The following is a 22,838-nucleotide window of genomic DNA, read 5'->3' as shown; positions in this document are numbered from 1 at the left end:
CCCTCCTTTGCGATTAGCTTTCCATCTATTTGACACATCACCACCCAACACATATTAAATATATACAACAATATTTTTACAAGGGGTTCGACAAAACTTCCTGAAATTCTTGCAGATTAGCCACTTTTTTCGGTTCGTATCATGCTGAACCTATGGGATATGCACTCGATATACGCTTGTTTATTGCGCAGGGTTGTGTAAGGATATATTATATATTACAAATATCATGAATGAATTGGTGATGAGATTAGAATGAGTGTAAATGATCGTATTCCGCTATACCAGCAAATCCAGGATTATATTAAACAGGTCATCGCAACCGAAAATATGAAGCCCGGAGACCGCATTCCGACCGAGAAGGAGCTGATGGATCAGTTTCGGGTCAGCAAAATTACGGTAGCCAATGCTTTGACGGGGTTAGCTAACGAAAAAATCATATCAAGGGTTCCGGGCAAAGGCAGCTTTGTGGCCAAGGGGGCAGAAACGGCCCTTGCGCCTTTTTCCGGGGAACCGGCGGCGAGAGCAAACGAGATATCGGAGGCTGTGGGCTTAATCGGCGTGATTATGCCTAGCATCCATGATTATTTTGCGATTCGGCTCGTTGAAGGGATCGAGCGCGCGCTGATGAATGAAGGATACCGCAGCATGATTATATTGACCCACGGCAAGCTTGAAAAAGAACAGGAAGCGATCAAAGAGCTGAAGTCGCTCGGGGCCGAGGGTTTGCTGATTTTTCCCATCGATGAGGAAAATTACAACGAGGAAATCCTCGGGATGAAGCTGGCGGGCTTCCCGTTCGTACTGATCGACCGATACCTGCCAGGGGTGGAGACCCACTATATTGCCGCGGATGGCCGAAAGGGGACGCGGCTTGCTGTCGAGCATTTATGGGAGCTCGGGCACCGCAACATTGCGATCTGCTCGGATTCTCCGCTTCAGACGGTTACGGTTCAAGAGCGTATAGAAGGGTATATCGAAGCGTTAAAAGACAAGGGAGCGCTGATCAATCCGGCGCATATGATCACCGACTTCAAGCCTCTCAACGAGCTGAAAGACGCCGAAGCCCACCCGCTTTACCGGTATATCCGGAACCGGATGGTTACCGCCTATATTTCGCTGAACGGAAGACTGGGTGTGCAAATTTATCAGATGGCCCGGCAGGCAGGCCTTCGGGTGCCGGAAGATGTATCGATCGTAAGCTTTGACGACCCTACGTCCATCGTGGACGAGTTCAGCATATTCACCCATGTGAAACAATTCGAGCGTGATATGGGTTACCGGGCGGCTATGAAACTGCTCGATGTGGTCCGAAACCGCGAAGAAGTAAAGCATTACAGCAAAATGATCATCGACCCCGAGCTTGTTGTCCGGCAAACCTCGGGCCCTGTTCCGAACACTTGACCAAATGCAGCGAGAAATAGAGTGAACGACCACGAAAAAGGCCAGCCAGAAGATTCATTTTAAGTCTGGTAATGCGTAAAAACCTTCTCCCCAGGCAGGGCGAAGGTTTTTTTGCGTTATCTTGCGGGGACGTGTTCAGCACAAACAGGCATGAAACATTATGCCTCTTGAACACAGATCGTGAACTGACGGAACGCGGCTGTTATCGAGGAGTCATAAATCATTATTCAAACAAAAACATATTGAATATATTAATATTATATATTATATTCTAGAAAATGATGTAAGCGATGTTTGAAGCTAAGACGTATTAGCGGACTATAAGATGGGCGAGGAGGGAATTGTTCGTGCAAAGAGACCGATCGCAAGAACGAACCGGATTTCAGGAATCAGCGCCGTATCATCCCGATTACGATCTGCAGACGGATTTTGTCATGGTCTATGGTATTGACGATACGATGCCGGAGCGCATCCGACAGTGGAAGGAGCAAGGGTATATCGTACACCTGATGACAGGTGTGGCTTGGGGGAAATACAACAGTTATCTGGACGGCCAGGTGGATGGGGAGCCGCATTGGGATGAAGCCCAGACGGATCGCCGCGGAGAGTTGATCCTCCACGGGACGAAGCCCGTCATTCCTTATATGGTGCCGACCATTTCATTCGGCCGGTATCTTGGGGAGCGCATTCGGATCGCCGTTGACGCCGGCGTGGAGGCGATTCATTTGGAGGAGCCGGAATTTTGGGTGAACGGGGGATACTCGGAAGCGTTTAAGCGGGAGTGGCAGCTGTATTACAAGGAGCCGTGGATCTCGCCGCATGCATCCGCCGACGCACAATTCCGCGCATCCAAATTGAAAGCGTATTTGTATACGCGGGTGCTGGACCGGTTATGCGGGGAGATGAAGGACTATGCATTGAAGCGTTATGGTCGCGTCCTTCGCTTCTATGTTCCGACACACAGCCTGATCAACTATACACAGTGGCGAATCGTCAGTCCGCAGTCGCGGTTAATCGAGCTTCCGGGCGTTGACGGCTACATCGCCCAAATCTGGACCGGAACTTCCCGGACACCGAACGTATACGAAGGGGTGCGTAAGGAACGAACGTTTGAAACCGCTTACCTTGAGTATGGCATTATGCAGGAGCTCGTGAGGGGAACGGACCGAAGAATGTGGTTCCTGCACGATCCGATTGAAGATAATCCGAACCATACCTGGGCGGATTATAAACAGAATTATTTGAAGACTGTAACCGCTTCGCTTCTACATCCAGGCGTTTCGCATTTTGAGGTTGCTCCATGGCCGCGCAGAATCTTTAAAGGGACCTATCCTGCCGAAGACGGGTCCGGCAAAGAATCGATACCGACGGCTTACGCGACCACGCTTCTCAATGTCATGCACACGCTTGGCAATATGGGGCACGATGATGTAAATGAGAGCGATGGAGAGCCCTTGCAGGTCGGCGTTTTGATTGCGGATTCGGCCATGTTCCAGCGGATGAAGCCGGAGGAAGGCGCGCCGGATGCCGGAAAGTATGACGGTACGGATCCGGAAGGCTTTCAGCAGGAAGGGGATACCGAGCTGCTGGATTTCTCCCCGTTCTACGGTCTTGCACTCCCGCTGCTGAAGCACGGTATACCCGTTCGACCGGTGCAGCTGGACAACGTAAGGCGGTACCCTGGGTATTTAGCGCCGTATCGGGTGCTCGTGCTGAGCTATGAGTTCATGAAGCCGGAATATCCGGACATCCACCATGCGATCGCCCAGTGGGTTCGGGAAGGCGGAGCTCTCATCTACGTAGGGGACGATTCCGATCCGTATCACGGCATTCGGCATTGGTGGAATGAGGGCGGCGATCATGGGCGTGCCTACGGATCTCCTCGCGCACATCTGTTCGAACAGCTGGGGGCGGTTGATTGGGGAGATATCGAATCGGGAGATGGTATCCGGCAGCTGGGTAAGGGAGCGGTCTGCTGGCTGCAGGCGGACCCGTCCGACCTGGCAAGGAGCAAATCCGGCGCGGATTGGCTGCGCCAGTCCGTCCAGAAGACGGTCACGCTTCTATCGGGCGATGATTCCTGTTGGAAGCCGAAGAATTACTACAAGATTAGACGGGGGCCATATTGGGTTGCCGCCGTTCTGGAGGAATCCATTAGCTCCGATCCGCTCGTGATCCGGGGACCGGTGGTCGATGTGTTCGATCCTCAGCTCGGCGTGCTGACAGAGGTGCGCTTGGATCCGGGGCAACAAGCACTGCTTTACGATGTGGAAGCCGGACGACCGCCCGAAGGCGAAGTCGCTGTCATCTCGGCTTCCTCCCGAGTAGAAGATTTGACCGGCGTGCCCGGCGGATTTCGCTTTATGGCTCGGGGCCCGGCCAATCTGAAGGCGACCGCCCGATTATATTGTCCGGTACAACCGGTCTCCGCAACGCAAGGCAGGACGGCTTCAATTGCCTGGGAATGGGATTCAGCCACACGCACCGTGCTCCTGCGTTACGAGCATGGCGCGAAGAACCGTTGCGAGATTCATGTCTATTGGGAGGAGCAAGAGCTGGGCACAAGCCAATGACGCTGCAGAAAGGAGAAATGGGAGCATGCCATACGAACCGATTAGGCTGGAGCGGTTAAAGCAAGTGCTAAACAAGCTCCGGGACGCTATTTATGAGCCGGTTGCGGAATTGGATGTAACGGCTTGGGTGACAACGGAGCCTGTGCGTTATGAGGAGCGAATGACGGGGAGGCCGTTTAAGCTGGCACGTGGAGAACGTTGGGGTGAGCTATGGGATTGTGCCTGGTTCCGATTCACAGGCCGTATTCCGTCCCGGACGATCGAACCGAAGAAGAAGCTCGTCCTCCTGATTGACGTAAACGGGGAGCTTTGCCTGGTAGACCGGGAAGGTTCACCATATCAAGGATTAACAACCGTCAACTCGGAATTCGATTTCACACTCGGTCTTCCGGGGAAACGAGTTGTCGAGCTTGAAGAGCCGTTCGTTCAAGGCGATCAGATTGAGGTGTGGGCCGATGCCGGCAATAACGACCTGTTCGGGAAATATCGCGGAGGGACTGTCAAAGAAGCGGTCCTTGCCATCTGCCATGAAGAGGTAAGGAGCTTGTATTACGACACCGAAGTGCTGCTGGAGACCGCGGAGCATCTACCGAGCGGCAGCGCCCGCAGGGAGCGCATCCTCCAAGCGCTTTATGACGCATCATTACAGCTTGCCTCTGCGTCTCCGGAACGCATTCAACATGCACGGCGTCTTCTCGAAGAACAGCTGATGCTGCGCGGGGGAGATTCGGTGCTGACGATCAGCGCTGTCGGGCATGCGCATATCGACCTGGCTTGGCTGTGGCCGCTCCGTGAAACGATCCGCAAGGGAGCCCGAACCTTTTCCACGGCGCTCCGCATGCTGGACCGATATCCCGATTACGTGTTCGGCGCCAGCCAGCCCCAGCTGTACGAATGGATGAAGCAGCATTATCCGAAGCTGTACGAACAGATTAAGACGAAGGTTCGTGAAGGCCGATGGGAGCCGCAGGGAGCCATGTGGGTCGAATCCGACACCAATGTCCCGGGTGGTGAATCCCTCGTTCGTCAACTCCTGTACGGCAAACGATATTTTATGCAGGAATTCGGCCTGGAGATGAAGTCGCTGTGGATGCCGGACGTCTTCGGCTATACGGCTAGCCTGCCGCAGCTGCTTCGCAAAGCAGGCGTCGATTACATGATGACCCAGAAGCTGTCCTGGAGCGAGTATAACCGCCATCCGCATCATTCCTTCTTATGGGAGGGCATCGACGGATCGAAGGTATTGACGCATATGCCGCCGGAGGATACGTACAACAGCCCGGCTGCCCCGCGGTCCATCGCCAAGATAGAACGGGAATATCTGGATAAGAACGTATCCGGCCATGCCCTGTTGCTGTTCGGCATTGGCGACGGCGGGGGAGGCCCCGGTGAGGAGCATCTCGAACGGCTGGTGCGGGAGAGGAATCTACTGGGTCTTTCGCCGGTCGTGCAGGAGCCGTCCTGGCGATTCTTCGAACGGCTTGATGAGGAGAAGGAAAGGCTTCAGACCTGGCGGGGGGAGTTGTATCTTGAGAAGCATCAAGGGACGCTGACGAGCCAGGCGCGCAGCAAGCGGTATAACCGGATGATGGAAAAGGCGCTGCGGGAGCTGGAATTCGCTTCGGTCCTTGCATTCGCCGAGACGGGCAGAGCATACCCTGCTGACACGCTGGAGGCGATTTGGAAGGAAGTGCTTCTGTACCAGTTCCATGACATCCTTCCCGGCTCTTCGATCAAGCGCGTGTATGATGAATCCTTGCAGAGGTATGAAGCGCTTCTCGAACAGACGGAAGCCATGATTCGGGAAGCGTATACCGGGTTGGCCGGTCGGATAGCCGCAAATGACGAAGCGTGCAGGGCCGTCGTCTTTAATTCACTTCCATGGAAGAGGGAGCAATGGATCGAGATCCGCGGCCGTTGGCAAAAGGTGCAGGTTCCGGCCATGGGCTATACCACCGTTGCCGTTCAGCCTGAGGCTGGCGAAAGTACCGATGCGAGTCCTGAGGAATCAAGCGCATCCGTTATGGAATCCGCTGCCGGATATGAAGAAGTCGTCCGGGTTTCCGTTAATGAACGAACGCTGGAGAACGACAAGCTGACCGTAACGTTTGATCCGGACGGAAGCATCCGGTCGATTATCGATAAAGAGGCGGGCCGCGAGGTTATCCCGCCGGGGGAGGCTGGCAATCGGCTGCATGTGTATGAAGATGAAGGCGATGCGTGGGATTTCCGCCATGACTATGCCGCTACTGCCGGACAGCCGCTATCGCTGATGGATGTGCAACCTTATGACAGGGGGCCGATAACCGGATGGATCTTTCGCTATCGCTTCGGCGAATCCGAGCTGACGCAGACGGTTAAGCTTTCGGAAGGCAGCCGCCGGATCGATTTTGAGACGATCGTCGATTGGAGGGAGCGGGGGAAAATGCTGCGGACCTCCTTCCCGGTGAACGTGAGATCCGAGCATATCACGTGTGAAATCCAATTTGGCAGCATCAGCCGCCCCACCCATCGCAATACGATGTGGGACTTCGCCAAAGACGAGATCTGCGCTCACCAGTGGATCGATATGTCCGAGCCGGATTACGGCGTTGCATTGCTGAACGACTGCAAGTACGGCCATCGGGCTTGCGGGAATGTGCTGGATCTGAACCTGCTGCGCAGCAGCTCCTATCCCGATCCGGATGCGGACGAGGCTGAGCATCGGTTCACCTACTCGTTATATCCGCATCTGGGCAACCATGTTCAAGCCGAGGTGTACAAACGAGGGCATGAGCTGAACATCCCGCTCCGCATCGCGGAAGCTTCCGCCGATCCGGCGGTAACTTCTCGTAAGCAGCGGGAACCCAGATCGTTCCTGAGCTTGGGCCACCCGCATGTCATGGTGGAGTCCGTCAAGAAAGCCGAGGACGGGGACGATATCATCGTCCGACTCTTCGAAACCTCAGGCACCCGCATCCAGACAAGGCTGCAGCTTGGATTTGCGGCTGAAGAGGCTTGGACAGCCGATCTGTTGGAACGGAAGCTCTCCAGGATGGATCTAGAGGACGGCGCACTAATTCCCCTCACCTTTGCGCCGTTCGAAATCATCACGCTGCGACTGAAGGCAGCAATGGCACCAAGCCGCCCATGATGCCATTAACGCATGAGCTCGTGAACGTATGCTGCCCATGAAGCGCATGAAGTTCATGAAGCGCATGAGCGTATGAAGCCCATGAAGCCCATGAAGCCTCTGGAGTCGATCCCCTTCGGATAGATAATGGGGCTTCAAGGGTCAAGGACGGGAAAGGAGGTGTATACAAGATGAAAAATCGACTGGAAAACAGCCGATTATGGAAAAAAATATGGCAGCACAAGCTCTTTTATTTGTTCATGCTTCCGGGCATCGTCTGGTTTTTTCTGTTTTCCTATGTCCCGCTGTACGGAATCCAAGTGGCCTTTCGGGATTACACCTTCATCGGGGGCTTCACCGGGAGCCCCTGGGCCGGATTCAAGTATTTCGAGCAATTTTTCAACTATTATCAATCCGGGGACATCATTCGCAACACGGTCATCATCAGCCTGATGAAGCTGCTCATCGGATTTCCGATGCCGATCATCCTGGCCTTGCTGCTCAATGAGGTGCGGAAGATCAGATTCAAGAAGACGATCCAGACCTTATCGTACCTGCCTTACTTCGTATCATGGATCGTCGTCGTGACCTTGATGCAGCGTCTCTTGACGCCATACGGCGGACCGGTGAATGATGTGCTGTCGATGCTGGGTGCCGATCCGATCCAATTCCTGAACAACCCGACATGGTTCTATCAGATGATTGTCGGCTCTGATATTTGGAAGAACATCGGCTGGAATTCCATTATATTCATGGCCGCGATTGCGGGCATCGACCAGCAGCTGTATGAAGCCGCAAAAATGGACGGTGCCGGACGCTTTCGCCAAATGTGGCATATTACCTTGCCTGGGATCCGAAACGTTGCGATCATTCTGTTTATCCTGGCGGTCGGAAACCTGATGAGCGCCGGATACGAGCAGCTCCTTCTATTAAATGGCCCTGCAACCGCGAGCATAGGCAGCGTGCTGGATGTACATGCCATCAACTCGGGGATCCGGGAAGGGCGGCTCAGCTATGCGGCTGCCGTCGGTTTGTTCCAGAGCATTATCGGTCTGATCCTGATTCTGACGGTCAACCGGATTGCCCGAAAAGTCAGCGACGTATCCCTGTTCTAAGGAGGTGACGATATGAAACGCAAGTGGTCCTTTTTTTCTATATTCAATTATACGGTGCTCGCTCTGGTTGGCTTTGCCATGATCTATCCGTTCATTTACATTCTGGCTTATTCGTTGAATGACGGCAAAGATTCGATGATGGGCTCGATTTATTTCCTGCCGCGAAAATTCACGCTCGAGAATTACGCCCAGGTGTTTGACAACGCCCGAATCTGGCAGGCTTACCGGATCACCATTATGCGCACGCTGATCGGCACGTTCTTGCATGTCGTATTGTGCACGCTCATGGCGTATGCGCTGTCGAAAAAAACGCTGCCGGGACGGTCATTCTTCACGTTTTACATTTTTCTGCCGACCATCTTCAGCGCGGGATTCATTCCGTTCTTCATCACGCTGCAGAAGCTGCATCTGATCAATACGTTCTGGGTGTATGTCCTGCCGATGCTGTATAACTTCATGCATATCGTCATCATCCGGACGTTCCTGCAAGGCATACCGGAAGAGCTTGAGGAGTCGGCGAAGATTGACGGTTACGGGGACTTTCAGATTTTCCTGCGGATCATCCTGCCGCTGTCCGGCCCTGTGCTCGCTACGATTTCGCTCTTTATCGGGGTCGCTCATTGGAATGACTGGTTCTCCGGGGCTTACTATGTCTCCAATAAAGAACTGATACCGGTACAGACGCTGCTCCAGGAAATGCTGACCGAAGCCGAAGCGCTCTCAAACTCCATGCAGCGGGCATCTCAGCAAGGCGGGCAGACGGTGGGCATGGCAAGCGGAGCGGGAGCAACACCCGAGTCGCTGCGGATGGCGCTTCTCGTCATTACGGTGTTCCCGATTCTGTGCATCTATCCGTTCCTGCAGCGGTATTTCGTAAAGGGGGTCATGATCGGTTCGGTGAAAGGTTAAGATTTGTTTCCTGCTCGTGATTAGAAGCATGCAGCGTAGAATGGCTCACGAAGTTGATATCCATATTCCAGGAGGCGATTGGATTGAAAAGGATTTGGTCGAAAGGCGCATCCATTTTGCTTATGTCCGCCATGGTTGGAGGATTACTGATCGGCTGCACGAACACACCAGGAAAAGACGACGGCGGTGAAGGCAAGGAAGGAGAGACATCATACAAGCTGAAAATACTGCACAACTGGAACGGCTCGAGCGGTTCGGATAACGGGATGACGCCGGTTGAGCAGGTGATTAAAGAGAAGACCGGCGTCACGCTGGAGTGGGAATATACGAAAGGCAGCGAGACGGAGAAGGTGAACCAGATCTTCGCGACCCAGAACCTGCCCGACATTTATACCGGGCCTGCATGGGGCGGAGAGCTTGACGGCATTATCAAGGCGGCCAAGGAGGGCCAGCTGGTGGATATCTCGGACAAGCTTAGCAGCTATCCGAATCTGATGAAGTCGATTGCGCCGGAGAACGTGCCGCCGGCTTTATATGAGAAGGCGATCGATGCCTATGACGGCAAAAAGTATCTGCTGCTGCAAAACCAGCCGGCTACTAACGAGGATGGCATGGATTGGCTGTACGGCTTCTATGTTCGCAAGGACATTGCCGAGAAGCTTGGAGTCGATCCGCAATCCGTGAAGACGAAGGAGGATTTCTATAGTTTCCTTAAGAAAATCAAGGATGCCAATCTTCAGGAGAACGGGCAGCCCGTCTTTCCGCTCGGCGGGTTCAGCAACGGCTGGGCGGTCGGCATCGGCAACACGATGTTCTATTCGGGTGCCTCCTATGTCGATAAGGGCGACGGAACGGTAGAGCATAACTTTTTTACGAAAGGCTATGAGGAATACACGCTCTTCTACCGGAAGCTGATCGAGGAAGGGCTGCTGGATCCGGAGACGTTTACGCAGACGGACCCGATCGCCAAGGAGAAAATCAACCAAGGCCGCATCGCGATTCTGGCGGCGCATTATCCGGCCATTCTTGACGCCTCCAAGGAGTACGCATCCGCCCATCCGGGCAGCGAGTTCGTCCCGCTCGGTCCGTTGGAGCGCGCCGACGTTGAGCCGGACCGGCCGGTGGACCTGGCGATCCAGGGCAATAACGTGACGGCCATTACGAAGAACTGTAAGGGCGAATGCGTGGATGCAGCCCTGAAGTTCCTGGATTTCATGGCTTCGGATGAAGGCTTCATGCTTGCCAGATACGGCGTAGAGGGCGTTCATTGGGAGATGAAGGACGGCAAGCCGGTTGCGATTCAGGAATGGTTCGACAAGTTCAGCACGGATACGAATATGAAGCTCCGCAAAAACGAGGGCATCAGCATCGGATTGGAATCGCTTACCGGACTGGACCGGATCAATTCGGCCGCCGGCGGCGACATCTGGGCCGATCAGGAGCGGGTAGCCGCGATGGAAAACGCGCGAAAAATCCTTCGGCCAAACGGCATTCACGTGATCACGGCCTACAATCCGGGCGATGTGATCACGAAAGCGCCGGAGTGGGAAATGCTCAAGCCGTCGATGGACCGGATGGGCGATGCTTGGAAGGAAGCCGTGTTTGCCAAATCCGATGAAGCGGCGCTGAGCATCATTAACGAGCTTCGCGAACAGCTCCGTAATACCGGGTATGACCAGGCGATGAAGTTTACGAACGACAATCTGAAGGGGAAAGACATCGTTACGGTTCAAATGCCGAACTAACCGCAGTTTTGGTACAAGCACTCATTTGCTTGATCTTAAGCGATTGGACTCGAATACAAAAGGTTTGCGGGAGAATAAACGGGCTTCGCAGTCTTTGTGGTCAAGGATTGCGAAGTCTTTCGCATAAAAGCCCGTTTCATTCAAAGGAAATTCGGGTGCCATGCAGAACTGTTAGGATAATATTTATGCTGCAATTCGCATCTCCTGCAAGATGGGTTCATGTTGTATCCGCCAAATATCGGAACAAAGGGAGCTGAAATGAACATGAAGACAAGTTTAAGACCGCCGTCCGTGCCGCTGGTCACGATTGACCCGTATTTTAGCGCGTGGTCGGCAGCCGATCATCTGTATGACGACCATATCCGGCATTGGACGAATAAACGCTGCGGTCTGGTCGGCCTGATCCTAATCGACGGCAAACCGAGGAAGTTCATGGGACGGGTCGGACTGCAGGATGAACCGTCGGATCCGGCGGAACCGGAGGTGCTGGAACAAACCGGGCTTGCGGTTGAGCCGCTGACGACCCGGTACACCTTCGAAGGTGAAGGCATCCGTCTGGAGGTTAGCTTCACATCGCCGCTGCTGCCGGATGATTTGGATGTTTTGTCCCGTCCCGTCACCTATGTCACGTTTCAGGCGAAGTCCATTGACGGTCAATCCCATCAAGTAAAAATTTATTTAGATGTAACCAGCGAGTGGTGTGTCCATACCACGGATCAGGTCGTCACCTGGGATCGTCACGAGCAATCGGAACGTTTGTCCGCTTTGTCGATCGGAACTGTAGCCCAGCCGGTACTGCAGCGCGCCGGGGATGATACGCGAATCGACTGGGGTTACATGTACCTAGCGTATCCTAAATCAGAGCGCATTCGAAGCGCCATTCATTCCGCAGCTGGAAGGGAAGCGTATCTTCGAACCGGCGAGCTGCCGGTTGCCGATGATGCAGCTAAACCGAGGCCTGCCGGGGAAAATATGCCGGTTCTCGCAGCCGAAGTCGATATGGGGCGCATCGACGCCGAGCCTGTGTCACAGTTCCTAATGCTCGCCTATGACGATGTGCATTCCATTGAATATTTTCATCAGCCGCTCGATGCTTACTGGAAGCGAAACGGGGCGTCCTTTCAGGAGATGCTGCTCTCGGCTGCGGACGAATATGAGGATATCCTGCAGCGCTGCCAAGCCTTTAGCGATGAGTTGCTGGGAGAATGCGCCGCAGCGGGCGGCGAACGGTTCAGGGATATTGCGGCTCTGGCATACCGGCAGGCGATCGCGGCTCATAAACTGGTCACGGACGGGGCGGGGCGAAACTTGTTTTTCTCCAAAGAAAATTTCAGCAATGGCTGCATCGCCACCGTCGATGTCAGCTACCCGTCAATGCCCCTCTTTCTGAAGTATAATCCGGAATTGGTTAAGGGAATGATGCGTCCGATTTTTGATTATGCCGGAAGCGGCCAATGGGCATTTGATTTTGCCCCGCACGATGTGGGCACGTATCCGAAAGCCAACGGTCAGGTATACGGCGAGAACAAGCTGGAGTACCAGATGCCGATCGAGGAGTGCGGCAATATGCTGCTGATGGCAGCGGCCGTCTGCAAATACGAGGGCAGCGGGGATTTTGCCAAGGAGAACTGGGAGCTGCTGTCCAAGTGGGCCCGTTATTTGCTTGCGCATGGGCTTGATCCGGACAATCAGCTCTGTACCGATGACTTTGCCGGGCATCTCGCCCACAATGCCAACCTCTCGATCAAAGCGATTGTCGGAATCGGCGCCTATGCCTCAATGTGCAGCCTGCTAGGTATGGATGAGTCTGCCGAAAAATACCTGGCAGCGGCCAAGGCAATGGCCAGCGAGTGGCTGTCCATGGCGGACGCCGGGGATCACTACAAGCTTACCTTCGACAGCCCGGTCGAATCTTGGAGTCTGAAATACAACCTTGTGTGGGACCGGCTCCTGGAGCTTGGCTTGTTCCCGGATGAGGTTGCCGTCAAGGAGGTTGAGCATTATCTGAAGCAGCAGAATCAATACGGCGTGCCGCTGGATAGCCGCGAGACGTATACCAAGGCGGATTGGCTCATTTGGAGCGCTTCGATGGGAACCCGTTCGCAGTTTGAACGGTTGATCGCTCCGTTCTGGGACTTTCTGAACGAAACGGAAAGCCGCGTTCCCATCACGGATTGGTATGATACGAAATCCGGAAAGCAGATGAATTTCCAGAACCGGTCAGTCGTGGGCGGCTTTTTCCTGCCTTTGCTGCTTTCAAAACGAACGGCAGCTAACCGGACATTAATGAAATCAGGTGATCAAGGTGCAGGAGTTTAGAACACGAGATACCATGCAGGATATTGGCCGAGCACCAATACGGGGCGATTCATTAGAAGCGCAGTTCCGGGATCCCGCCGCCATATTCCGTCCCCAGCCTTTTTGGTTTCTCAACCATAGGCTGGAGAAGCCGGAGCTGGAGCGGCAGCTTGAGGCCATGCATGAGGCGGGCGTCGGCGGGGTCGTGCTGCATGCACGGCATGGGATGCAATCGGGCTTTCTATCGGATGAGTTCATGGATGCGCTGGAGTTCTGTACGGAGGAGTGCCGCAAACGAAACATGATGGTATGGCTTTACGATGAGGATAACTGGCCGAGCGGAACGGTCGGCGGCAAGCTGACGCGGCAGTATCCGGAATATCGCATGCGGTACCTTCGCGTTGAAGAGCGAAGACTTCTAGGAGGCGGGGCGCAGGCTTCGTTGAAGCTAGACTTTACCTCTTACGAGCATCAAGAACTTATCGCCATTCTGGCTTACCGCGCGATTGAACGGGAAGGGGAGTGGCTGCTGTGCAGCAATCCCGAGAACATCACCGGCTTGCTAAACCAGGAATGGGTTCCTAAGACCGACGATTCCTACGTGATCCTTGCGTGCTGGTCCTGTGAGATTGCGGAAGGAATGACCTTCGCGCAAGGCTATTATCTGGATACGCTGAATCCGGAGGCGGTTCAAGCGTTTATCCGGATGTCATACGAGCCGCTGCTGCGATTGAAGAGGCAGTACGGGAAGACCATTCAAGGCGTGTTTACCGACGAGCCGGGACTCATGATTCATGACGGCTTCTTCGGCGTGGAAGCGATCCGGACGGATGTCCATAACGTGAGAGCAACGCTCCCGGGGATGGTGTTTGCCTGGTCCCATGGCATGGTCGAGCGGTTCCGGGAAGAGAACGGGTATGATCCGATTCCGCACTTGGGCGCATTGATGTACGGCATGGCAGATGGGAGCCGGACGTTTCGTCAGCAGTATTATGAGACGATTACGAGGTGGTATGTCGGCGGCTATCATGCAGCGATCCGCACCTGGTGCGAGCGGCAGGGCCTGCTGTACATCGGCCATACCTTGGAGGAGCCCGTGTGGGGCCAAGCCCGCTCCCAAGGCAATCAGACCCGCGTCATGCAGCAGCTTCATTACACGGGCGTTGATTATTTGACGCCGGGTATCGGCACCAAGGATCATCCGCATCGAATCGTGTCCGTGAAGACGGCGGCATCCGTGGCACAGCTGGAAGGCAAGGAGCGGGTCGTATGCGAGTCCTTCGGGGCAAGCGGTCATGCCTACTCCATGCGAGAGCGGCGGCTGGATGCGAATTTTATGGCGTTTCTGGGCGTCAATCTATTCATTCCGCACGCGTTCTATTATTCCTTTGCCGGCTATCGAAAAACGGATTTTCCGCCGACGGAATTTTATCATGCGCCGCATTGGCCGCATTATCGCAGCTTCGCTGATTACATCGGGCGCCTCAGCCTGCTCGGGGCTTATACAAAACGGCGGCCCGAAGTTCTCATGTTGTCACCGATCCACACGGTATACGACCATATGTTCGTATCGGGACAATCGAACCAGCATCCGGCTTGCGACCGATACTTCTCCTTGCTGTCGGATCGTCTGCTTCGGCATTCGCTGGATTATGATTATGTCGATGAGTGTCAATTGCGCGTAGCAAAGATCGTGCAAGGAAGCGGATTTTGCTTTGCGGGACAGGAGGACGGGTATCGGATACTGATTCTTCCGGGACTACAAGTGATGTCGAGAGATATAGCGGAACGATTAATGTCCTTCGTATCGGAAGGTGGAGCCTTAATAGCGATTGGCGCCATTCCGCAGCATAGTGAATACCAGCGGCACGATCCTGAAGTCACGCGTCATATGGACGCTTTGTTCGGGGCATCTCATCATGGTGTCGTTAACACGGTCGGAAAAGGGGTCACGGTATATTTCGACCTGGCCGGCGCGGATCATGACGAAGCAGCTGCTTCAGGAAATGATCGGAATGCCGAAGAAGAGTGTTTCGAGAACGTTTGTTCTCTTCTTCGGACGATGTTGTACAGACAGCTTAACCTGTCTTTGGATGTGACTGCAGGGAGCCGAGAGGATGTCATCATGGTGGAACGATATCGAGAGGGTATGCCTTTCGCATGGTTGCTGAATTGGTCAGATCGCGCCGTAACGGTCCGGATGAGCTGCAGTGACCGCCGCAGCGATGAACTACGCTTGTGGGATCTGGAGAGCGGGAGCGTTGTTTGCCTGACGAACCATGCCGAGCTGCACTTGGCGCCTGGGGAGCTGCGCGTGATTTCGTTTCCGACCGATCGAGGCACAGAATGGGGAGATCGAACTGACGTTCGGATTGATGGCCGAATCGATGCCCAACATTCTACAGATACTAGGATACCCGGCGAGCGGTTGCTGGGAGATTCTTGGCATTTCCAGACCCATGATCCTAACGTGCTCCTGCTTGATCGGTGGATGGTCACGCTGAATGACCGCGAGTCGCGGATGAATGCAACGATGCCGGGCCAAGTGAATACGTACCGTACGACCTTTACATTATCTGCAGAGCTGATCGATTGGCTGCGGGACGCACGGCGCTCGCATGAACAACAAAGCCAGCATACACTTGATCCTGCACGCACAGCGAGCCAGCCGTCCATTGAGCTGATCCTTGACGATGTGGACCAGCGCATTCCGTCCCATATCGGGTTCCTGCAGCGCCGCCGAAATATCGAAATTTTTGTCAACGGAGCTCGGCAGGAAGGCTTGCGGCCATCCCGGTGGCAAGATCCATATTATTCGGCAGTCGACATCACCTCGCATCTAACGGAGGGGGAGAATGTGCTCGAGGTGCTGACGGTTTCATTGCTTGAGCCCATGCCAGCTGTTTCGTTTCCGGCATTTCTAATCGGCCCCTTTGCGGCCCATGGTCACGCGTTAACCGTTCAGCCAGAGCTACTGTCAGGCGACTGGTGCAAAGCGGGTTATCCATACTACGCAGGAATCGGATGTTACTCGCAGCAGCTGTCGATTGCCGGAAAGGACCTTGCTCCGGATGAAGAAATATGGCTGGAGGCCGAGGATATTCGGGAGACAGCGCGGCTGTACGTGAACGAGCACGATGCCGGCGTCCGGCTGTGGCCGCCCTACAGCTGGAATATCACCTCTTATATGAAGCAGGGGGATCATGTCTTCCGCATTGAAGTTGCGAATACGCTTGAAAATGTGTACGGCAAAAAAGCTCTGCCTTCCGGCGTGCTTGGACAGGTCAAGCTGGTCCGGCGGAGAGCGGGGGCTTCCTCGCAATCGTAGGTTCATAGACGGAGGAGCGATCAGAAGATTTCCTCACAAACCTTGTTTCAAAGAGGGATGACTCTCACTGAAAGGAGAGTCAACCATAGTTTCAAATATAAAGAAGGCCTTATCGTTAATCGATAAGGTCATTTGTTTGGGGATATGAGTTTACATAATATATTATATGTAAATTCGTTTATTAAGATCCTTATAGAATAGATATTTAATCTTTAACATCTCCATATTCCTATTCCAGAATTCATATTCTGCATATGAATAGCCTGCTGCGATTCGATTAACTTAAGGCCCTGCCGTCAGTCGACCTGCAGCAGTCTGCAAATTGATCGATGGTTCGATAAGGAAGTCTTCTGGTGAGCGTCGATAAACCGGGAATAAAGAAAGATACATTATCCGGAATCAATCCGGAATCCAACACATAATCTTGTACAGAATGGACAGGGAATCCTTGTCCGACTGCCGGGCAATAGATCCGGCGATTATATGAAAGGAGGAGGATTGGTTGTGTCATCCACCCCGGAGGGGAAAGGGTCTGCGGTTCATGGTGGCCTGCCCAAGCGAAAATTCCGGTTCACCCGCAATGACTGGATGGGGTATTTGTTCAGTGCCCCGCTGATCATTGGCGTACTGGTGTTCGCCATTTACCCGATGTTTGCCGCGCTGTTCATGAGCTTTCATCAGACGTCAGGACTCAATCTGACCGGTACATGGGTTGGGTTGAACAACTACAAGTACGCGTTAGGGGATACCATATTTTGGCAAGCGCTTTCAAACACGTTCTTAATGGGGCTGTGGTCGGTCGTCCTCGGCATCGCTTTTTCTTTCATCTTGGCGAGCTTGATCAACAACCTGAAGTGGAACCTGGGAAGGAATTTTTTCAAAGCGGTCTATTTCTTGCCGAACGTTGTTTCCGGTGTGGCCACGACGCTCTTGTTTTCTTTTCTGTTCTTTCCGTCCAAGGAAGGGTTGATCAACTTTGTCATCGGATTGTTCGGCATCGAGCCTATCGGATGGTTCACGAATCCGCAAGTGGCGCCGTACAGCATTGTGCTCATGAGTCTCTGGGGGGCGCTTGGCTACAACACGATTATTTTTCTGGCTGGGCTGCAGAGCGTTCCGCGCGACCTGTACGAAGCGGCTGAGGTGGATGGGGCGGGTACTTATCGAAAATGGCTGTACATTACGATTCCGTATTTGCGTCCGATCTTTGTATTCATGCTCATCATGGGAACGATCGGCGGGATGAAGCGGTTTACCGATGTGTGGTTAATCGGAGGGACAGCCGGCAATCCGGGCGGAAGCCTGATGACGGTGGTGCTGTATATCTATCGGAATGCGTTTCTGGCTTCCCAGATGGGGCTTGCCACTGCGGTATCCTACCTGTTATTCCTGATCATTCTCATTCTGACGGTCTGCCTCATGCTGCTGAACCGGCGTAAGGACAGTCTGGATTAAATGCCGCCTAGCATGATGGCGATCTGCAAACACGATATCATGAAGACAGGAGGGAGACCATGTCCGGTACAGCTGTCTCTAAGGAGCCTGTGCCCCGCAGACGGTTGTCGATCAATCAGTTGATTCTGACAATCGTGCTGTTCGCCGGTTCCTTCATAATGATCGTACCGTTCTTATGGATGCTGATTACCAGCTTCGACTGGGCAGCGCGGCTGAATATTACGTTTCCGCCCAAAATCTGGCCGGAGGAGCCGTCCATTCGAACCTTTGAGGTTGCATTCACGAATATCAAGATGTTCCTCTATATCGGGAATTCCACGCTGGTCAGTGCAGGCGTTATTCTCATTAGCTCTCTATCGGCGCTATTGTCCGGCTATGCGTTGTCTAAGCTTCGTTTCAAGGGGGCGAACATCGTGCTTCTTCTCGCCCTCAGCACCATGATGATCCCGTTTGAAATGACGATGATTCCGCAGTACCTGCTGTTCAGCGAGCTTGGACTTGTTGATAATTACCTCGCCTTTTATTTGCCGGCGATGAACTATGCGTTCGGTACATTCCTGGCGAAGGCATTCTTCGATCAGCTGCCCAGCAGCTTAAGGGAGGCTGCCGTACTGGACGGTGCCAAGGAGTTTACCGTGTTCAGCCGCGTGTATTTGCCGCTGTGCACGCCGATCATTGCCACGATGGTGATTCTGCTGTTTCTCGGCGTGTGGAATGATATGCTCTGGCCTTTGCTCATTTTGAAATCGGCAAGCAAATACACCATTCAGATCGGTCTGGCCATGTTCACCTATAATAACGGCATTAACCAACAGCCATCCATCATCATGGCGGCCACGACGGCCAGTCTGATCCCGGTTATCGCCGTCTATCTGTTCCTGCAGCGCTATATTATCGAGAGTATCGCGCTGTCCGGCATTAAGCAGTAGATCGTAAGATAAGCAATTCATTCGGAGGTGTCATGAAATAATGAAGAAGGCTGTGCTGCTTATATTATCCTTCGTGCTGACGTTTACGCTGGCCGCTTGCTCGGGCGGTTCGAACACCGATGTGACCGGCGGCGTCAAGATCGAAAAGGTGTCGGACATGGAAGGGACAGTGCGCGTGGCCCTCGCCGGCTGGCAGCTGGAGAATGGCATTGACGCGCTGACCGGCAATCCAGTGATTGGTCTCAATGAATACCTGGATAAGACGTTTAAGATCATGTACCCGAACATTAAGCTCGAGGTGTACCAAATCCCATGGGAAAATGTCAAAGCCAAGCAGTCGGCAATGCTCTTATCCGGCGACGCCGATGTCTTATATACCGGAGGCGCCTTCGCTTCCCAATGGTATCAGGACGGGCTTTTGCGCGATCTGGATGATCTGATTGCCAATGATTCCTCCTTCGATCCGGGCATTTATCTTGAGGGGATCATGAACAATTCTTACAGCACCAAGTCGCCGGACGGAACGAAGCAATTTGGCATTCCTGCCGTTCTCGGCCGCAGAATGACGATTTACGATAAGAAGCTCTTTGAAGACTGGGGCGTTGAACCGCTCTCGGCTAAGCCTGGTCCCGATGAAATTCTCGAGAAGGCCAAGAAAATGACCGGGAAAAATCCGAAGACAGGCGAAGATAATTACGGCCTCTTCTGGAGCGGAAACTCCTTAAACGGCTCCACCTTTGTCGCGTTGACCCTCGCATACGGCGCCAAGGGAGCGGAAGGAACACTGAAGGATGTCAAGAGCATTAAATGGCATCTGAATTCACCGGAGATGGTCAAGGTGCTGGAATGGCTGAAGGAAGCAGCGCAGCTGCCGCCTAAAGGCTTCGTGAATGCACAAGGAGCTGAAAATTTCGGTCTGGAGAAAAACAACATCGCGATTGCGCTCGATTCCACCGGGGGATCCACCATGAGCGAATACCGTTCGAAGCAGAACAAAGAGCTTCTGGACCGGTTCGAGCCCGTGATGAACATGGGGCCTGACGGAGAAGGATGGGTGGCGGTCGATCCGTTCGTTATGGCCAAGAATGCCAAGGATGTGGAGGCATCATGGGAAGTGCTCAAATTCTTGAGCGGTCATATGACGCAGAAATACCGGTACGAGAACTTCTCCAGTACGCCAACCTTGAAAAACGCCGATTTTGTTACGCCGGAGGACAAGTACGTGAAAAAGGCGCTTGAAATCGCAGCCGTCGGACATTCCGAGCTGATGGACGAAGCCAATCCGTTCTACATGAGCGACATTGCGCCGGCCATCAACGGGTTTATCAGCCAAGCGGCCTCTGGCAACGCCCCGGATATACAGAAATTCCTGGATGATCTTCAGTCGCGCGCTGAGAAATGGTCGGCCAATTTGAAGTAAACTTTTAATATGCATAGACGGGCCTAACCATGATGAGTATATGAACGTCATATTATAAAATATTCCAATTTGTATGTACATTTAGGATATCCGGCCGAAATGGCCGGTTTTTTTACGTTTGACCACTCTTTTTTGCAGCCGGCGATGGTCTAGTGCCTCTCTTGCGTTTCGGAGAAAACAAGCTTCTTAGCATAATGATCATGGCAAGCAGAAGGGGGACATAGATTTGAAAGATCGGAAAATGATATTTCAAATTTTGCTCAAAACCGACCCATAGGTGGTGAATCAGGTTGGGCGAAATAAAGGAAATCGCATAGATAAAACCTCCAACGACCAAGGTGAGCATCTTATGATTCATTTTAATCAGCTGTGAAAGCCCAAGCACTGCTGCCATGTAGAAAGCTGTCATTTTGACGAATATCCCGATATAGATCAGCATCATTATGATCGGGTCCAGTCGTTCCAGGAAATTCGCAATCTGGATCAGACGGACACTGCGAAGCATCGGAAGCGTTGAGATGCTTGTTATGGTCGGGTCCAGAATGGCAAGATTCAATATGCTGAAGACAAGCAGGAACACGCCGACGAACAGGTAGGACAACACCGTAACCTTGGTCAATACCTTTCGGTTGTTCAGATGGTTCCAGAACACGAGAAATACGACGACCTGGCCAAACGGAAAGCTGATGACTTGGGGGATTGCCGCTTTGATGACGGGCATCACCCCGTTTTCAAGAATCGGAAGCAGCCGTTCGAGATGAATCAAATTGGTCGAAACAAACATAATCACGAGCAGAAGGTAGCCGATCAAGGTAATCGGGAGTAAAAACTCGACCACACGAAAGAACACCTCGATTCCTTTGGATACGGCGTACCCGGACAGCAAGATCATGATCAGCATTAAGAGGAACAGGGGAGTACTCGGAAGGAAGGCAACATTGATAATATCTCCGAATTCCCGGGTGTTCCTCATGGATTCATAGACAAAATAGAATATGTAGGCGATGGCCAAGAGCGTGCCGATCCAACGGCCGAAATGACGCTTCAGGATCTGGTAGAGGCTCTTATCCGCATTCCGCTTCTGAATATAAATGTAGACAAAGAGCAGCAATAACCCGGCCAGCATCCCCGTGAGCATCACCAGCCAGGCGTCTTGGTTCACCTCGATCCCCAGCTGATACAAAGGCGAGCTTCCGATAATGAATAATATGGTCATTGCGATCAGTTGGTACTTATCAATTTTCTCCATATCCTTAACATCCTTAAGTTGTTGTCCTTTGTCTCCGAAGTTTCGGGCGTTGGCCCCACATATCTTTCGGCATTATTGTTTCGGTTCCAGCATATTCGAGAACGGCTGGTAGAGCATATTGGTATTCTCGATACTCGCCTTGACATGCATACGGATCTCGATTTGCTCGAGCGGCTGCTTCGATTGACTCAGCTTTCTCCAGGCCACGGGTTGTCTCCGATGAATCACATTACGGATACCAGCTACATCGGCATTCAATTCTCTCATCTTGCTCCATGCGGCTTGGATTTCTTCCTTGATTTCATCCTCGATCGCCCGCTCCAGGACCTTGATGACATCCGGGTCCTTCAGTTTCATAGGACAGCTCATTTCATCCAGCACCCCCTCCGCTTTAACCCGAACATCCATTACGATCCCGTCCGCCTGTACTTTGGGATCCAACACGGTCGATGATTTGATCACAGCGAAGCTCGAAAGTTGGTCGGGATTTCTTTCATCGCACGGAAACACAATGATCATCTGACTGACCTCATTCGACAACCAGGCAACGCCGCGGCTTTCCCGGGGATTCATCCAGCCGATTAACTTATCACGGCGAAAAACACCAAGATCCCCAAGCTTGATAACGGCCTTGCTTCGAGCGGATTTAAGCGCATCCAGCGAGGATTGCGCTTGCTTATTACCGGATATCCTCACCTCGGGAACCCTTGCATCGGAGTTCGGATCGGCGACCATCGTTGCGAAGTCGATCAGCTTGATATTCTGGACCTGCGATAACTTGTCATGGCTTTGCTCGATGACCCGTTGAATCGCGTTGCCGTTTATTTTCTCAAGCGGGATGAATACCTCCAATAGATCAGAGGCCTTTCCCCTGGTCAGAAGCACCGACATCGTTTCCCGGCTTTCGATCGGCCGCAGAAAGAAATCCAGAATTTGTTTAACCCCTTCGGTCCGAGCTACGCCTTCATTCATGATCAAGACCGAGTTATGACCGAAAAAAAGGGTGCGTGACGTCTCCAAACCTGCATTCTGCATCGCTTCACGGATTGTTCGGCCTCGTGTCGAGAAGATGGTGACCGGGGATTCACTCCCACCGACCCCGCCGCCGGTTTGCATGGCAATGGCCTGCGGAATGACGACTTGAAAGGATATGATCCATTGATTTCTATCCTCGTCCCGGTCGATTGCCGTTGCGGAAACAAAGCTCAAGGAATTCAATTCGTTGCTGTCCCAGCAACCGCCCAGAAGCAGCGAGAGAATTGTTAGGAGTGAAAGAAATGTTCGTTTGCGTCCCATACATCTAC

At 53.0% G+C, this 22,838-nt stretch carries 13 protein-coding genes; 11 read left to right on the top strand and 2 right to left on the bottom strand.

All coding sequences use genetic code 11. The annotated features are described in order from the left end of the window. The first annotated feature begins 252 nt into the window (after positions 1 to 252). The 11 genes from NST44_RS21380 to NST44_RS21330 all read left to right on the top strand — a co-directional run bounded on the left by NST44_RS21380 (position 253) and on the right by NST44_RS21330 (position 20,285). Positions 253 to 1,401: a GntR family transcriptional regulator gene (locus tag NST44_RS21380; protein ID WP_007131393.1), complete on the top strand. Its 1,149-nt coding sequence runs from the start codon at positions 253 to 255 to the stop codon at positions 1,399 to 1,401. A 347-nt stretch (positions 1,402 to 1,748) separates the two neighbouring features. After that, the gene (locus NST44_RS21375) at positions 1,749 to 3,974 is read left to right on the top strand and encodes a hypothetical protein (protein WP_028404291.1); all 2,226 of its coding nucleotides are present in this window, start codon (positions 1,749 to 1,751) and stop codon (positions 3,972 to 3,974) included. Between the two features lie 25 nt (positions 3,975 to 3,999). After that, positions 4,000 to 7,107, top strand: a complete 3,108-nt coding sequence (locus tag NST44_RS21370) for an alpha-mannosidase (RefSeq protein ID WP_340900550.1) — start codon at positions 4,000 to 4,002, stop codon at positions 7,105 to 7,107. 170 nt (positions 7,108 to 7,277) lie between these two features. After that, positions 7,278 to 8,201 (top strand): ABC transporter permease, encoded by a 924-nt coding sequence (locus NST44_RS21365; RefSeq protein ID WP_007131396.1) that lies wholly within the window; start codon positions 7,278 to 7,280, stop codon positions 8,199 to 8,201. Between the two features lie 12 nt (positions 8,202 to 8,213). Beyond that, a complete protein-coding gene (locus tag NST44_RS21360; RefSeq protein ID WP_077566283.1) occupies positions 8,214 to 9,110 on the top strand; it encodes a carbohydrate ABC transporter permease in 897 nt (298 codons plus the stop codon). Positions 9,111 to 9,193: 83 nt separating this feature from the next. Next, positions 9,194 to 10,855, top strand: a complete 1,662-nt coding sequence (locus tag NST44_RS21355; RefSeq protein WP_251534872.1) for an extracellular solute-binding protein — start codon at positions 9,194 to 9,196, stop codon at positions 10,853 to 10,855. Between the two features lie 264 nt (positions 10,856 to 11,119). Further along, complete coding sequence (locus NST44_RS21350; protein ID WP_340900549.1) at positions 11,120 to 13,174, top strand: glutaminase family protein; 2,055 nt, start codon at positions 11,120 to 11,122, stop codon at positions 13,172 to 13,174. After that, entirely contained in the window at positions 13,161 to 16,481 is a 3,321-nt protein-coding gene (locus NST44_RS21345; protein WP_340900548.1) for a glycosyl hydrolase, read from the top strand. Before NST44_RS21350 ends, NST44_RS21345 begins: the two co-directional genes overlap by 14 nt. A 504-nt stretch (positions 16,482 to 16,985) precedes the next feature. Continuing rightward, positions 16,986 to 17,936, top strand: coding sequence for a carbohydrate ABC transporter permease (locus NST44_RS21340; protein ID WP_007131401.1), 951 nt, complete (start codon positions 16,986 to 16,988; stop codon positions 17,934 to 17,936). A 59-nt stretch (positions 17,937 to 17,995) separates the two neighbouring features. Continuing rightward, entirely contained in the window at positions 17,996 to 18,865 is an 870-nt protein-coding gene (locus NST44_RS21335) for a carbohydrate ABC transporter permease (RefSeq protein WP_007131402.1), read from the top strand. 40 nt (positions 18,866 to 18,905) lie between these two features. Further along, positions 18,906 to 20,285: an extracellular solute-binding protein gene (locus NST44_RS21330; protein ID WP_028404294.1), complete on the top strand. Its 1,380-nt coding sequence runs from the start codon at positions 18,906 to 18,908 to the stop codon at positions 20,283 to 20,285. Positions 20,286 to 20,397: 112 nt separating this feature from the next. Here NST44_RS21330 and NST44_RS21325 read toward each other — a convergent pair whose 3' ends face one another. Together NST44_RS21325 and NST44_RS21320 are read right to left on the bottom strand one after the other, a co-directional pair. Beyond that, positions 20,398 to 21,534, bottom strand: a complete 1,137-nt coding sequence (locus tag NST44_RS21325) for a GerAB/ArcD/ProY family transporter (protein WP_213614101.1) — start codon at positions 21,532 to 21,534, stop codon at positions 20,398 to 20,400. A gap of 72 nt (positions 21,535 to 21,606) precedes the next feature. After that, positions 21,607 to 22,830 (bottom strand): Ger(x)C family spore germination protein, encoded by a 1,224-nt coding sequence (locus NST44_RS21320; protein WP_213614102.1) that lies wholly within the window; start codon positions 22,828 to 22,830, stop codon positions 21,607 to 21,609. Between the last annotated feature and the right edge of the window lie 8 nt (positions 22,831 to 22,838).

The sequence above is a fragment of the Paenibacillus sp. FSL W8-0919 genome, from assembly GCF_038003785.1.
Lineage (GTDB): Bacteria > Bacillota > Bacilli > Paenibacillales > Paenibacillaceae > Paenibacillus_AQ > Paenibacillus_AQ lactis.
The sequence above is the reverse complement of the archived record's forward strand: the minus strand, read 5'-3'. Positions and strand labels throughout refer to the sequence as shown.